This window comes from Listeria grandensis (assembly GCF_014322885.1).
GTDB lineage: Bacteria > Bacillota > Bacilli > Lactobacillales > Listeriaceae > Listeria_A > Listeria_A grandensis.
Map to the genome: position 1 here is coordinate 44,393 of NZ_JAASUG010000006.1, position 14,154 is coordinate 58,546.

Here is a 14,154-nt window from a genome sequence, read left to right on the forward strand (position 1 = left end):
CCTCATATTTCTAAAACCAACTCTTCTTTGTTTTTGATGTATTTTCTAACAGTATACCAGTTCCAATCGCCACAGCATCCAATGGGTTCTCAGCAATAAGAACTGGAACCTTTAACTCTTCAGCCAAAAGCTCATCTAAACCATGTAATAATGCTCCGCCACCAGTCATAATAATCCCACGATCAATAATATCAGCAGATAATTCTGGGGGTGTTTGCTCCAGTACTTGTTTGGCAGATTGAACAATCACATTGACTGATTCTCTAAGCGCTAGCTCAATCTCTTCACTAGTTACTGTTACCGTTTTTGGTAATCCAGAAACAAGGTCTCGTCCTCTAATATCCATCGATTCTTGACGTGCACCGGCACACGCAGTTGCTACATTAATTTTTAGTTCTTCAGATGTGCGTTCGCCTATTAGAAGATTATACTTTCGTTTAATATATTGCAAAATATCTCCATCCAGTTGATTACCAGCAAGTTTTACAGATTTGCTCGTTACAATATCTCCCATAGAAAGCACTGCGATATCCGTTGTTCCACCACCAATATCAATAACCATATTACCACTTGGTTGAAAAATATCCATGCCTGCACCGATTGCTGCTACTTTGGGTTCTTCTTCCATAAATACTTGTTTTCCACCACTTTGCTCTGCTGCTTGCCGTATCGCTTTTTGCTCTACCGAAGTGATGTTCGTTGGACAACAAATCAAAATTCTTGGTTTTGAGAAAAAGCCTTTCAAATCTAATTTTTGCAGGAAAATCCGTAGCATTTCTTGGACAATGTCAAAATCTGCAATTACGCCATCTTTCATTGGTCTAATTGCTGTTATATTCCCAGGAGTTCTCCCTACCATATTGCGCGCTTCTGTCCCAACCGCTAAAACTTCGTTCGTTATATTATTGATTGCTACAACGGATGGTTCATTTAATACAATACCTTTTCCTTTTACATGAATCAAAACATTTGCAGTACCTAAATCTATTCCAACATCTTTCGCCATAATCTTTAATGACCCCTTTCTATGTTGTTTTAATATGTATTACTTCACACTATCTCTTCTGCATTATAGCATATTTCCTTTAACATATATATCTTTTCATCGAACGTATTCAGATAAATTATTTTTGGTAAATAAAAAACTAGGTCTTTTACAACCTAGTCATACATTTATTTAGTTGTTACATCTACATTAATATCCTTGGTATCGGCCACGCGTTCAATATCTGCACCTAACGCTTTTAACTTAGTATGGAAATTATGATATCCTCTGTCCAAATATTTAAGTTCGGTAACTTGTGTATATCCATCTGCGACTAGCCCAGCCAAAACCAATGCTGCGGCTGCTCGTAAATCTGTAGCTGCAACTTCAGCACCTTGAAGCTTCGCAGGTCCAGAAATAATAACAGAATGGCCTTCAATTTTCATATCGGCATTCATACGACGCATTTCTTCAACATGCATAAAACGATTCTCAAATACAGTTTCCGTCATCACACTTGTACCCGTGCTTAGCATTTGGATAACCATCATCTGAGATTGCATATCTGTTGGGAAACCTGGATGTGGTAATGTTTTCACATCAACAGCTTTTAAATATTTAGGGCCAATAACCCGAACACCGTTGTTTTCTTCAACGATTTTCACGCCCATTTCTTCTAGTTTAGCAATCAGGGAACTGATATGTTCAGGAACCATATCCTCAATGAATACATTTCCTTCTGTAATAGCAGCAGCAATCATGAACGTTCCTGCTTCAATTCGATCAGGAATAATTGAATGATCTGTGGCAACTAGCTCTTTCACACCTTCGATCCGGATAACTTCTGTACCAGCACCAATAACTCTACCACCCATTTGGTTTAAGAAATTAGCAAGATCGACAATTTCAGGCTCTCTCGCTACGTTTTCAATAACTGTTGTTCCTTCTGCTAGTGTCGCTGCCATCATAATATTTTGAGTAGCACCTACGCTTGGAAAATCTAAATATATTTTGGCACCAATCAATTTCTTAGCCGTTGCTTCAATATAACCATTCTCAATTTTAACATTGGCACCCATTGCTTCGAAGCCTTTTAAATGAAGGTCAACCGGGCGTGAACCTATTGCACAACCACCTGGTAAAGCAACTTTTGCTGAACCTGTTCGAGCTAACAAGGGCCCCATAACAACGATCGAGGCACGCATTTTACGAACATATTCGAATGGTGTATCAGATAAGATATCTCCTGTGGCATTGACAGTCACCACGTCATCTTCAAAGGACACATCCGCTTTTAAATATTTTAGAACTTCATTAATTGTATAAACATCTGACAAATGCGGAACATTTCTTAACGTACTCGTTCCTTTGCTTGCTAATAAAGTAGCAGCGATAACAGGTAAAACAGCATTTTTTGCGCCTTCAACCTTCACTGTCCCTTGTAACTGTTTTCCACCATGAACAATAATTTTTTCCAAAACGAACCCCTCCGCGTATTAATTACTCTAATCATATTTGATATACATCACTTAAAATTAACCCTGAAATGTATTTAGTCTTTAAACATACTCTGAACATTCTACCACTAATCGCAACTACTTTTCAACACTAATTTTAAGAGAGTTATATCAAAGCTAAACAAGAATCTATCTAAAGCCTAACCGCCAAACAAATTACCTAGTTGTTTCGCTGAGATAAAATAATCCAAAAAGAAATTACTAATCGTAACACCTAATTCTACAGCAATAATCAAATAAAGAACTCTAGCTTGTATCACATGGTCACGACGTATCAATTTTTCGAAGTGGAGTGCTTGTAATGCCCAGAAAGCAATGACAATAAAAAGCAGATGTGAAATCATGACGATAACTGCCTGCTGCCCAATAACTGTATACATCTTTTACCTCCAATTTTTATCAGCCTCTATTATTCTACCAGTATTATCACTGAATAACAATTTTATACGCTTTTTATTACTATTTAGTTGATGAAGTAAATGAGTTTGGAGCTAAGTCCACTTTTAAGGGGAAGGCTCCAAACTCACTATACTTTACTTTTTATTATAAGCATGAATTCGATTTATTGCTTTTTGGAGTGCTACTTCTGCTTTTAGTTCGTCTACTTTTTTGTCTTTCGCATCCTTTAAATCATCTTCTGCACGTTGTTTAGCAGCCTCAGCACGGTCGATATCAATCTCTTCTTCCCGCTCAGCGGTATCTGCTAAAATATTTACTTCTTCACCATTTACTTCCATGAAGCCACCATTTACTGCAACCCATTCTTCCTTGCCATCATGCTTTAGACGCACGACATCAATTTTTAGTGGGGCTACCAAAGGAACATGACCAGGTAAAATACCTAATTCGCCGGCTTTTGTTCTTGCGATGACCATGTTAGCTTCACCGCTGAAAACAGGACCATCTGGAGTAACAATACTTACATTTAAAATGCCCATGTGTATCTCCTCCTGCTTTTATTAAACTTCGACACCCATGCTTTTGGCTTTTTCGATAACTTCTTCGATACGACCTAATGAACGGAACGCATCTTCTGGAAGATGATCATATTTACCTGCAAGAATATCTTGGAAACCTTTAACAGTTTCTTTTACTGGTACATAGGAACCTTTTTGACCAGTAAATTGCTCGGCAACGTGGAAGTTTTGACTTAAGAAGAATTGCACGCGGCGAGCACGGCCAACCGCTTGCTTATCTTCATCAGACAGCTCATCCATACCTAAAATAGCAATAATATCTTGTAACTCTTTGTAGCGCTGCAATAATTGTTGTACTTGTGTCGCCACCTCGTAATGATCTTCTCCAACGATATCTGGAGCAAGCGCACGAGAAGTCGATGCAAGTGGATCTACCGCTGGATAAATACCTTGCTCAGTCAGTTTACGCTCCAAGTTAGTTGTTGCATCTAGATGGGCGAAGGTTGTTGCTGGCGCTGGATCGGTATAGTCATCGGCTGGTACGTAAATTGCTTGAATGGAGGTAACAGATCCTACATTTGTGGATGTGATACGCTCTTGTAATTGCCCCATCTCTGTGGCCAGTGTTGGTTGGTAACCTACGGCAGATGGCATACGACCAAGTAAAGCCGAAACTTCAGAACCAGCTTGCGTGAATCGGAAAATGTTATCGATAAATAGCAACACATCTTGATGCTCTACATCGCGGAAATATTCCGCAATAGTGAGACCCGTTAAGGCAACACGCATACGTGCGCCAGGCGGTTCATTCATTTGACCGAATACCATCGCCGTTTTCTCAATAACACCCGAGTCCTTCATTTCAAAGTAAAGGTCATTACCTTCACGGGTACGTTCTCCTACACCAGCAAACACGGAAATACCACCGTGCTCTTGGGCGATATTATGAATAAGTTCTTGGATAAGTACCGTTTTACCTACACCGGCACCACCGAACAAACCAATTTTACCACCTTTAACATAAGGAGCTAGAAGATCTACTACTTTAATTCCTGTTTCCAAGATTTCAGTTGTTGTTGATAGCTCGTCAAATGTTGGTGCTAAACGGTGAATTTTATTTCGTTGAACGTCACTTGCGATCGGCTCATCTAAATCGATTGTATTGCCAAGTACGTTGAATACACGCCCTAATGTTACATTTCCAACCGGAACAGTGATTGGGCTAGCAGTATCAATAACTGTCATGCCTCTTTGAACACCGTCTGTTGAAGCCATCGCAATAGTACGAACAACATCGTCACCTAAATGGATAGCTACTTCAAGTGTTAGTTCCACACTTTTTTCCTCTTCGGATTGTGCTTTATATTCAACTTTAAGCGCATTGTAGATTTCAGGTAGATGATTATCAAACTTTACGTCTACAACGGGACCCATAACTTGGATTATTCGTCCTTCAGTCATGCGATTTTCCTCCTCACTTGCTTTCCCCAACTCGGGAACTTAACAGCTGATGAGCACCCCTTGAAAATTATTCAAGAGCTGCTACACCGCCAATAATCTCAGTTATCTCTTGCGTAATCGCAGCTTGGCGAGCACGGTTATATTGTAATGATAAGTCATCAATGATATCGGTAGCATTGTCTGTCGCGCTTCTCATCGCTGTCATACGAGCAGCATGTTCCGCGGCTTTGGCATCCAAAATGGCACCGAAAATCAAACTTTCAACATATTGCGGTAACAATACTTCTAAAATTTCACCTTCAGATGGTTCAAATTCGTATGTTGTCAGATCATGTTCTGCTTCATTTTCATGAAACTCCGTGAGTGGCAACAATTTTTCGCTTCTCAAAGATTGAGAAATCGAGTTCACATGGTGATTGTAAATAATGAATACTTCATCAAAAACACCATCTTCAAACATTTGAACCGTATTGCGCGCAACATCTTTAATTTCAGCAAAAATTGGATGATCCGAAATACTTGGTACCTCTAAAACAACATTCATATGGCGAGCCTTGAAAAAGTCCGCGCCAGCTCTTCCTAAAGCGATGATTGCGTACTCTTCGCTGGAAGTATGCTTTTCTTGAATTTGTTTATATACTTCTTTGATAACACTACTGTTATAAGCTCCTGCCAACCCTTTATGCGAAGTAACAACGATATAGCCAGTTCTGTGAACAGCTCGCGTTACTAACATCGGATGGTCTGCGCTATTTCCTGAAGCAACATGGGTTACCACATCTCGAATTTTTTCTACGTATGGGGCATAGGCTCTCGCTTTTTCTTCTGCACGACCAAGTTTGGACGCAGAGACCATTTGCATCGCCTTTGTAATTTGGCTTGTTTTCTTTGTAGAAGTGATTCGCTGTTTAATATCTATTAAAGATGCCAAAGATTTTCACCACCTTTGTTTCGTTTATTACTCAAAAACGGTTAGGCTTCTGAAGGAACAAATGTATTTTTGAATTCTTTAATTGCACTATCTAGTTCGGCTTCGTCTGGTAAAGATTTTGTTGTGCGAATTGTTTCCAGTAATTCTGGACGATTATGATCGAACCATGTGTTCATTTCGCTTTCAAAACGAAGAACATCTGTTACCGGAATATCATCCAAGAACGAATGAACTAGTGTATAAAGAATTAGGATTTGTTTCTCGACTTTTAGTGGTTTATGCAAGTCTTGTTTCAGAACTTCTACTGTGCGTTTACCGCGTTCTAGTTTCGCGCGTGTCGCTGCGTCAAGATCAGATCCAAATTGCGAGAAGGATTCCAACTCACGATAAGATGCTAAATCTAGACGAAGTGTTCCTGCCACTTTTTTCATCGCTTTGATTTGGGCGGAACCACCAACACGGGATACGGATAATCCAGCATTGATCGCTGGACGAACGCCAGAGAAGAATAGATCAGACTGCAAGAAAATTTGACCATCTGTTATCGAGATAACGTTTGTAGGAATATAGGCAGAGATGTCTCCGGCTTGTGTTTCTACAAATGGGAGGGCTGTAATTGAGCCACCGCCCAATGAGTCATTTAATTTTGCTGCACGTTCTAGTAAACGGGAGTGTAGATAGAATACATCCCCTGGATAGGCTTCACGACCTGGTGGACGACGTAATAGCAAGGAAAGTTCACGATAAGCAGCAGCTTGTTTTGATAAATCATCATAGATAATCAGAACGTGTTTGCCGTTATACATGAATTCTTCGCCCATCGCAACGCCAGCATATGGAGCTAAGTATAGTAATGGAGCTGGTTGAGATGCAGATGCTGTTACAACGATGGTGTAATCAAGCGCTCCGTGTTTGCGTAAAGTTTCAACTGCTGTACGAACAGTTGATTCTTTTTGACCAATAGCGACATAGATACAAATCATATCTTGATCCGCTTGGTTTAGGATGGTATCGATTGCAACTGTTGTTTTCCCAGTTTGGCGGTCACCAATGATCAATTCACGTTGACCACGGCCGATTGGAACTAGTGCATCAATCGCTTTAATTCCTGTTTGAAGCGGCTCGTTTACGGACTGACGTTGCATAACGCCTGGTGCAATGGCCTCGATTGGGCGTGTACCCGATGCTGCAATTGGTCCTAATCCATCCACTGGTTGGCCTAGTGCGTTAACAACACGGCCAATTAGTGCTTCACCAACTGGAACTTCCATGATTTTTCCTGTGCGACGAACTTCATCGCCTTCACGGATTCCAGTATAAGGTCCCAAAATAATGATACCAACATCATTGGTTTCTAAGTTTTGAGCCATACCCATAACGCCATTTGAGAATTCTAATAGCTCTCCAGCCATCGCGTTATCCAATCCGTGAGCACGCGCGATACCATCACCAATATAAGTAACTGTACCAACATCGCTAACTTTTAGCTCAGATTGATAATTTTCAATTTGTTGCTTTATGAGAGAACTAATCTCTTCAGCTTTTATGCTCATCAAATTCACCCCTTGTTACACTGAAAGCCTACAATTTTATTTGTCGCTCCAGGTCTCTTAGTTTAGATTTTAGACTGCCGTCATAGATACGGTTTCCAATTACTACCCGTACGCCTCCAAGAAGGGACGGATCAATATGGTTATGAATAGTCAACTCGTTTTTAGACATTTTAGCGGCAAAGGCTTTAGATAATTCTGCTTGCTCTGCTTCGGAAAGCGGGATAACAGAGTACACATCCGCGTCTGCAATACCACGAGCTTCTTTTACTTTATTGAGATAACGATCAATGATTACAGCTAAATAATCTTCACGTCCACGATCGATGAGAAGGAAAATGAAATCTTGCAACACTGGCGTTAGACCAGTAAACACAGTCACAATCATGTTTTTCTTTGCTTCAACCGTGATCGTTGGATTCTCGACTAGCGTACGGAAATCATTATTTTGTTCTATGGCTTCCTTTACAATCGCGAGCTCCGTATCGAATTGATCGATCAGTTGTTCGTCTTTGGCAACTTCGAAAAGTGCTACGGCGTAACGATTCGCAACTTCAAAATCCTTGCTCATTTGTCATCGCCTAGCCTTTCGATATACTCTTGTACAAGTGCGGATTGTGACTGTTCGTCCAAGTTTTTCTCGATAACTTTGGATGCGATTAACACAGACAAGGAGCCGACTTGTTCACGAAGCGCTTTGATAGCATCTTCTTTTTCGCGAGTAATGTCGCTTTTGGCTTCTTCTTTAATGCGTTCACTTTCAGCGCGCGCAACTTTGATGATTTCTTCGCGTTCTTTCTCACCAAGCTGTTTTGCGTTCTCAATCATTGTTTGAGATTCTAGACGAGCTTGTTGAAGAACTTCTTTTTGTTCGGCTAACAGGGCTTCTGCTTGTACACGACTTTCTTCTGCTGAGTCGATTTCCGACGCAATATGTTCTTCGCGAGCCTTCATGATATTCATTAAAGGTTTCCATGCGTAGATACGGATTAAGACTAGCAAAATACAGAATGCTACGACGGTAAAAACAGAATCACCAGCTGTAAAAACGGCTGAACCTAGTGCAATACTATTAAATCCTAGCACGTTCGATTCACTCCTTTCCATACATTCGCTTTTTATCGTTTCATGTTTTTATCACACATAAAGATTGGCGAGTTGGCCCCGCCATGTTTCGATTACTTATTCATTACCATGAACGCGATAACAACAGCGATGATTGGAAGGGCCTCAACCAAACCAACACCAATGAACATGATTGTTTGTAGCATAGAACGTGCTTCTGGTTGACGAGCAACACCTTCAACTGTTTTTGATACGATAAGACCGTTACCGATACCTGCTCCTAGAGCTCCTAAACCTACGGCGATAGCCGCTGCAATTGCACCTAATGACATAATAATATCCTCCTCGAATTATCTTCTAAATTATTTTTTATTACAAGATTATGGGTTTTGCCCCATAGCTCTGACTTGACCTGGATGTGGCGAGTGTCGCTTAGTGTTCGTCACTTACTTTGTGCGACATGTAAACCATTGTCAACACGGTGAATAGATAGGCTTGGATTGCACCGATGAATATCGAGAAACCTTGCCAAACCACTGCTGGAATAATTGCGAAAACGCCAACTACTGGATTGATATGTGCTAATTGAAGCGCAATAATGCTTAGCAATACCTCCCCTGCAAAAATGTTACCGTATAACCGCAAACCTAGTGTCAATGTGTTCGCAAATTCTTCTACTAGCTTCAATGGGAATAAAAATTTCATTGGGCTAAAGTATGTGCCAACAACATAGTGCTTAACGCCTCTAAGCTTGATTCCGTAATAATGAGTCAACCCGATAATGAGTACGGCCAAAGTTAGCGTTACGATTGGATCAGCTGTAGGTGAACGCCACCATACTTCGCCACCGACCGCAATCTGCATTGGTAATCCTAACATATTAGCTACGAAGATAAAGAATATCAGCGTGATTCCTAATACGTGGAATCTCCCACCAGTTTTCCAGTCCATATTGCTGTTGATAATGCCTTTAACAAAGTCCATTACCCATTCAATAAAGTTCTGTTTCCCTGTGGGACGCATTTGGAGTTTTCTCGTACAAAAGATTGCAATAAACAGTACGATGACACATGTTATTGTAATCATCAGGACATTAGATAAGTTAAATGCTAATTTCCCTAAGTACCATATTGGAAATTCCTCTTCCAATTTGGTTCACCCCTCTCTCTTTTTAAGCGTTTTTCTTCCGGTAGATGGAATAGATAACAAAATCCAAGAAAACCACGGAATAAACAATGCCCAAACCGATCACCATACTATAAACGTGAAAGAAATCCGGTACTTGTGTCGCAATGATTGTTGCAAGTAGAACGCTTCCCATTCTTGCTGTTGTCCCCATGCCATAAAAAGTTCGCTTCTCGGCAATTGCTTTTGTCATGGCTTGTGTACGTCTCATCAACAGCCAGTAGTTAAACCAACCTACAATAATCCCCAGTTTTAGCCCCAAAAAAATATGTACATGTGGGGTTAGTAACCATCCAGCTACACAAATGCCTACAAAAGCAATGATGTATTTCTGATGACGATGATACATTCCTATTAGTGATTCTAACATTCCGGCAGATGTCCTTTCTTAATGTTATTAGTATTTCTTGCTCCCCGTCTGTAAAATGTGACTCGGATTTTAAGACAGAAGTAAGCTTGGAGTTTGTGATTTTTTACACATTACCCGTTTGCTAACAAAAAATTGAACACAACTGTAAGCCTTATCAGTGCGTCACTTTTTAGCATACAATAGGCAAAAGTAAAAAGTCAATATCTTTTCACAAATTCCGTACCTACTTGATAACAATTCTACCACAATACCACTACTCCAAGGAAATAATGCGAATTAATTTTTAACATTTTTTTGAAAAATCTCATAGCCGGCTCTAACTTTGTCAGTTGAAACACTATTTCCATCTAGTTTTAGTATTTTTTGTTGCACGACACCTCCGTATTTGCTGAATCATGTTATTTACGCTCGCCGCTTCACATATTGATGTACAAAAAAAGCTTTCACCTGATTTGGTAAAAGACTTTCGACAGATTACGTGACTGCGAAAGCTCTCTTCCAGCGAAGAAGATCGAAAAAAATAGCTAGACACGTATTGTTTGCAGTATGAAGTTATAATTGCCCGGCACACTTAGGTCAATTCTGTCCACGCCTTTTTCAGACGTCGGCGGGATTGAGACAGTGCTGGCTTGCAGCAATTATCCCTTACGCATTTCATGAACAGCTAAATCTTTTGAGCTCTTTTGTGATAACATTGATCATCTTAACACAATATAACTGAAAGCTCTAGCAAAAACCAGTTGCGTAATATATTTGTAACAATGAGGCGCTTCCATTGGGATTTCTTGTTTTTTCATAGGTTTTTGGTAGTAATAAAAGCGACTATTTACAGTAAATAAAAAGACCGAACTTTGAACAAAATCTTGATAAAGTCGATGGGTATCTTACGTATTACCAGTAAAATGATCTTCGTCTTTATTCAGGTTTTGTTCAAAGCTCGGCCAGCGTTTTAAACGGTATAGTCGGATGGGCGATTCGTTGTTTTTTCGAAGTGATATTTGATCGCTTCTAGAATTCTTGCAGATGCTTCTCCATCGCCATATGGATTGCTAGCATTGGCCATTTTTAGATACGCTTCTTTGTTATCCAACAGCTCAAATGCTTCTTTTTTCAGGTCTTCTTTGGCGGTTCCAATCAGTTTTAGCGTGCCGGCTTCTACGCCTTCTGGACGCTCGGTCGTATCTCGCAAAACTAAAACCGGAACTCCCATACCTGGGGCTTCTTCTTGCACGCCGCCAGAATCTGTGAATACAAGGTACGATTTTTTCAAGAAATTATGAAAATCGATAGCATCGAGCGGTTCAATTAAATGAATGCGTGGATGCCCGCCTAGGATCGCAGTCGCTTTTTCACGTACAGCCGGATTCATGTGCATCGGATAAACGATCTCGACATCTTCGCGCGCCTCAGCAATCTCGCGTACAGCCTCAAAAATCCCTTGCATCGGAGCGCCCAAATTCTCGCGACGATGCGCCGTCATTAATACGAGACGATTATCGCCTAAACCATCTAGAATTGGATGGTGGTAGTCATCTTGAACCGTCGTTTTCAGCGCATCGATTGCCGTATTACCTGTGACAAAAATGGCATCGGGGTTCTTACCTTCATCTAGCAAATTCTGCTTCGATTGTGAGGTTGGTGAAAAATGCAAGTCCGCCATAACGCCTGTCAATTGACGATTCATCTCTTCGGGGAATGGTGAATATTTATTCCATGTCCGCAAGCCAGCCTCTACGTGACCGATCGCCGTTTGATTGTAAAAAGCAGCGAGTGCAGCCGCAAAACTCGTCGTCGTGTCGCCGTGAACTAGTACGATATCTGGTTTTTCTTTTGCAATGACCTCGTTTAAGCCTTGTATCGCGCGTGTTGTAATATCCGTTAACGTTTGTTTTTTCTGCATAATATTTAAATCCACATCTGGTTGTACATTGAAAATATCAAGCACTTGGTCTAACATTTCGCGATGTTGGGCTGTGATAACGACACGCGATTCAAAAAACTCCGACTGCTTCTCAAACTCTAAAACTAGCGGAGCCATCTTAATAGCTTCTGGTCGTGTCCCAAAAACACTCATTACTTTAATTTTACTCATTGCTAATCCACCCTTTCTGAAAAAACGAGGAAACACTTGCCTCCTCGTCTTTGAATCCTTATTATTTTGTGCCAAATAGGCGGTCCCCAGCATCTCCTAGACCTGGAATAATGTAGCCATGCTCATCTAATTTTTCATCTAAACCGGCAACATAAATGTCTACATCTGGATGTGCCTCTTGTAATGCTTTAATTCCCTCTGGAGCAGCAACTAAACACATGAACTTCATGTTTTTTGCGCCACGTTTTTTCAAACAGTCGATTGCCATGATCGCAGAACCACCTGTTGCCAACATCGGGTCAACAACGATGAAAAGGCGTTCTTCTACATCTGACGGTAACTTCACAAAATATTCGACTGGTTCTAGTGTATCATGATCGCGATACAAGCCAACGTGCCCTACTTTTGCCGCTGGGATAAGTGTTAGGATTCCGTCCGCCATGCCGAGACCAGCGCGCAGAATCGGAACGACGCCTAATTTTTTACCTGCGATTGTTTTTGCTGGTGTTCTTTGTAATGGTGTTTCAACAAAGGTGTCTTCTAACTCCACATCGCGTGTAATTTCATACGCCATTAATGTCGCGACTTCATTTACTAGTTCACGAAATGCTTTCGTTCCAGTATCTTTATCACGGATAATTGTTAATTTATGCTGAACTAATGGGTGATCTATTACGTGTACTTTTGCCATTGTATTCGCTCCTTTAAGGTAAATTTCCTTCTCTTATTGTATCAGAGAATCGCGCTTGTGCAAGTATTAAATCGTTTCGTATAAAATGCTACAAAAAAAGCCCTACTATTCACTAGTAAGGCTCGGATCATTTCTATAGAGATGGATATAATGGATAGTCAGCTGTAATCTTGGCTACTTCCGCTTTGACTTCGGCTAGCACTGCCTCATCTTCTAGGTGATGCAACACCTTAGAGATTAATTTGCCGACTTTGGCAATGGCTACTTCGTCAAAACCACGCGTCGTTACTGCAGCGACACCAACACGGATACCGCTCGTCACAAATGGACTTTCTGTTTCGAAAGGAATTGTATTTTTGTTAACAGTAATACCGACATCGTCAAGGACCGCTTCTGCTGCTTTACCAGTTAATCCTAGTGGTTTTAAATCAATCAGAAGTAAGTGGTTATCGGAGCCGCCTGTTAAAACAGTGACACCATTTTCTTGAAGCGTTGCCGCGAGCTGTTTCGAGTTCTTCAAAATGTTTTCACTATACGTTTTGAACTCCGGTTGTAAGGCTTCACCAAATGCGACTGCTTTTGCAGCGATAACGTGCATCAACGGACCGCCTTGAATTCCTGGGAAAATCGCTTTATTTAATTTGGCTTCCCATTCTGCTTTTGCTAAAATCATACCGCCACGAGGGCCACGCAATGTTTTGTGTGTCGTGGTCGTTACAAAGTCTGCGTATGGTACCGGATTTTGGTGATGTCCTGTCGCAACAAGACCAGCGATATGCGCCATATCCACCATTAAGTATGCGCCAACTTCATCCGCGATTTCACGGAATTTAGCGAAATCGATTGCACGCGGATAGGCACTTGCGCCTGCTACAATCATTTTCGGCTTATGTTCCAGGGCAATTTCACGAACTTTGTCATAATCAATTTGCTTGGTTTCTTCATCCACGCCATAAGCAACGAAGTGATACAGTTCCCCACTAAAATTCGCTGGGCTTCCGTGTGTTAAATGTCCGCCATGAGATAAATTCATTCCAAGTACAACGTCTCCTGGTTTAAGCGTGGCATGATATACCGCCATATTCGCTTGGGCACCAGAGTGCGGTTGAACGTTGGCATATTCTGCGCCAAATAATTGTTTCGCGCGATCGCGGGCTAAGTTTTCTACAATATCAACATATTCACAACCGCCATAATAGCGTTTGCCAGGGTAACCTTCTGCGTACTTGTTCGTTAAAACAGATCCCATCGCTTCCATGACTTGCTCCGTCACGAAATTCTCCGATGCGATTAACTCAATATTACTGCGTTGTCTGCCTAGCTCTAACTCAATTGCGTCAAAAACTGCCTTGTCGTGCTTTTGTAGATAAACCATATGTGGATCCCCATC

At 40.9% G+C, this 14,154-nt stretch carries 14 protein-coding genes and 1 pseudogene; all 15 read right to left on the minus strand.

The window, feature by feature from the left end:
• Nucleotides 1-10: 10 nt before the first annotated feature.
• Nucleotides 11-1,006: a rod shape-determining protein gene (gene mreB, locus HCJ54_RS09315; protein ID WP_036065657.1), complete on the minus strand. Its 996-nt coding sequence runs from the start codon at nucleotides 1,004-1,006 to the stop codon at nucleotides 11-13.
• A 167-nt stretch (nucleotides 1,007-1,173) separates the two neighbouring features.
• Nucleotides 1,174-2,463 (minus strand): UDP-N-acetylglucosamine 1-carboxyvinyltransferase, encoded by a 1,290-nt coding sequence (murA, locus tag HCJ54_RS09320; RefSeq protein WP_036065656.1) that lies wholly within the window; start codon nucleotides 2,461-2,463, stop codon nucleotides 1,174-1,176.
• 179 nt (nucleotides 2,464-2,642) lie between these two features.
• A complete protein-coding gene (locus HCJ54_RS09325) occupies nucleotides 2,643-2,882 on the minus strand; it encodes a DUF1146 family protein (RefSeq protein WP_187137452.1) in 240 nt (79 codons plus the stop codon).
• Nucleotides 2,883-3,035: 153 nt separating this feature from the next.
• On the minus strand, nucleotides 3,036-3,440 hold the full coding sequence (locus tag HCJ54_RS09330) for a F0F1 ATP synthase subunit epsilon (protein WP_185409966.1): 405 nt from the start codon (nucleotides 3,438-3,440) through the stop codon (nucleotides 3,036-3,038).
• Nucleotides 3,441-3,461: 21 nt separating this feature from the next.
• On the minus strand, nucleotides 3,462-4,880 hold the full coding sequence (gene atpD, locus HCJ54_RS09335; RefSeq protein WP_185409965.1) for a F0F1 ATP synthase subunit beta: 1,419 nt from the start codon (nucleotides 4,878-4,880) through the stop codon (nucleotides 3,462-3,464).
• A 67-nt stretch (nucleotides 4,881-4,947) separates the two neighbouring features.
• Nucleotides 4,948-5,811: a F0F1 ATP synthase subunit gamma gene (locus tag HCJ54_RS09340; protein ID WP_036065654.1), complete on the minus strand. Its 864-nt coding sequence runs from the start codon at nucleotides 5,809-5,811 to the stop codon at nucleotides 4,948-4,950.
• A 41-nt stretch (nucleotides 5,812-5,852) separates the two neighbouring features.
• Nucleotides 5,853-7,364 (minus strand): F0F1 ATP synthase subunit alpha, encoded by a 1,512-nt coding sequence (gene atpA / locus HCJ54_RS09345; protein ID WP_185409964.1) that lies wholly within the window; start codon nucleotides 7,362-7,364, stop codon nucleotides 5,853-5,855.
• A 28-nt stretch (nucleotides 7,365-7,392) separates the two neighbouring features.
• A complete protein-coding gene (locus tag HCJ54_RS09350; RefSeq protein WP_187137453.1) occupies nucleotides 7,393-7,932 on the minus strand; it encodes a F0F1 ATP synthase subunit delta in 540 nt (179 codons plus the stop codon).
• Nucleotides 7,929-8,468 carry a F0F1 ATP synthase subunit B gene (gene atpF / locus HCJ54_RS09355; protein WP_051998423.1) on the minus strand — a complete coding sequence of 180 codons (540 nt, stop codon included), beginning with the start codon at nucleotides 8,466-8,468 and terminating at the stop codon, nucleotides 7,929-7,931. Before atpF ends, HCJ54_RS09350 begins: the two co-directional genes overlap by 4 nt.
• 71 nt (nucleotides 8,469-8,539) lie before the next feature.
• Complete coding sequence (atpE, locus tag HCJ54_RS09360) at nucleotides 8,540-8,758, minus strand: F0F1 ATP synthase subunit C (protein ID WP_036065649.1); 219 nt, start codon at nucleotides 8,756-8,758, stop codon at nucleotides 8,540-8,542.
• Between the two features lie 100 nt (nucleotides 8,759-8,858).
• A complete protein-coding gene (atpB, locus tag HCJ54_RS09365) occupies nucleotides 8,859-9,575 on the minus strand; it encodes a F0F1 ATP synthase subunit A (protein WP_036065648.1) in 717 nt (238 codons plus the stop codon).
• Between the two features lie 6 nt (nucleotides 9,576-9,581).
• A pseudogene (locus HCJ54_RS09370) lies at nucleotides 9,582-9,981 on the minus strand (ATP synthase subunit I).
• 949 nt (nucleotides 9,982-10,930) lie between these two features.
• On the minus strand, nucleotides 10,931-12,073 hold the full coding sequence (gene wecB / locus HCJ54_RS09375) for a non-hydrolyzing UDP-N-acetylglucosamine 2-epimerase (protein ID WP_187137454.1): 1,143 nt from the start codon (nucleotides 12,071-12,073) through the stop codon (nucleotides 10,931-10,933).
• A 61-nt stretch (nucleotides 12,074-12,134) separates the two neighbouring features.
• Nucleotides 12,135-12,764 (minus strand): uracil phosphoribosyltransferase, encoded by a 630-nt coding sequence (gene upp, locus HCJ54_RS09380; protein WP_036065645.1) that lies wholly within the window; start codon nucleotides 12,762-12,764, stop codon nucleotides 12,135-12,137.
• A gap of 133 nt (nucleotides 12,765-12,897) precedes the next feature.
• On the minus strand, nucleotides 12,898-14,139 hold the full coding sequence (gene glyA / locus HCJ54_RS09385; RefSeq protein WP_187137455.1) for a serine hydroxymethyltransferase: 1,242 nt from the start codon (nucleotides 14,137-14,139) through the stop codon (nucleotides 12,898-12,900).
• Nucleotides 14,140-14,154 lie beyond the last annotated feature (15 nt).

Excerpts from the sequence above, each read along its gene's own strand:
- mreB (WP_036065657.1), bottom strand. The coding sequence starts at position 1,006 with ATGGCGAAAGATGTTGGAATAGATTTAGGTACTGCAAATGTTTTGATT.
- HCJ54_RS09325 (WP_187137452.1), bottom strand. The coding sequence starts at position 2,882 with ATGTATACAGTTATTGGGCAGCAGGCAGTTATCGTCATGATTTCACAT.
- HCJ54_RS09330 (WP_185409966.1), bottom strand. The coding sequence starts at position 3,440 with ATGGGCATTTTAAATGTAAGTATTGTTACTCCAGATGGTCCTGTTTTC.
- atpD (WP_185409965.1), bottom strand. The coding sequence starts at position 4,880 with ATGACTGAAGGACGAATAATCCAAGTTATGGGTCCCGTTGTAGACGTA.
- atpA (WP_185409964.1), bottom strand. The coding sequence starts at position 7,364 with ATGAGCATAAAAGCTGAAGAGATTAGTTCTCTCATAAAGCAACAAATT.
- HCJ54_RS09350 (WP_187137453.1), bottom strand. The coding sequence starts at position 7,932 with ATGAGCAAGGATTTTGAAGTTGCGAATCGTTACGCCGTAGCACTTTTC.
- atpF (WP_051998423.1), bottom strand. The coding sequence starts at position 8,468 with ATGGAAAGGAGTGAATCGAACGTGCTAGGATTTAATAGTATTGCACTA.
- atpE (WP_036065649.1), bottom strand. The coding sequence starts at position 8,758 with ATGTCATTAGGTGCAATTGCAGCGGCTATCGCCGTAGGTTTAGGAGCT.
- wecB (WP_187137454.1), bottom strand. The coding sequence starts at position 12,073 with ATGAGTAAAATTAAAGTAATGAGTGTTTTTGGGACACGACCAGAAGCT.
- upp (WP_036065645.1), bottom strand. The coding sequence starts at position 12,764 with ATGGCAAAAGTACACGTAATAGATCACCCATTAGTTCAGCATAAATTA.
- glyA (WP_187137455.1), bottom strand. The coding sequence starts at position 14,139 with ATGGTTTATCTACAAAAGCACGACAAGGCAGTTTTTGACGCAATTGAG.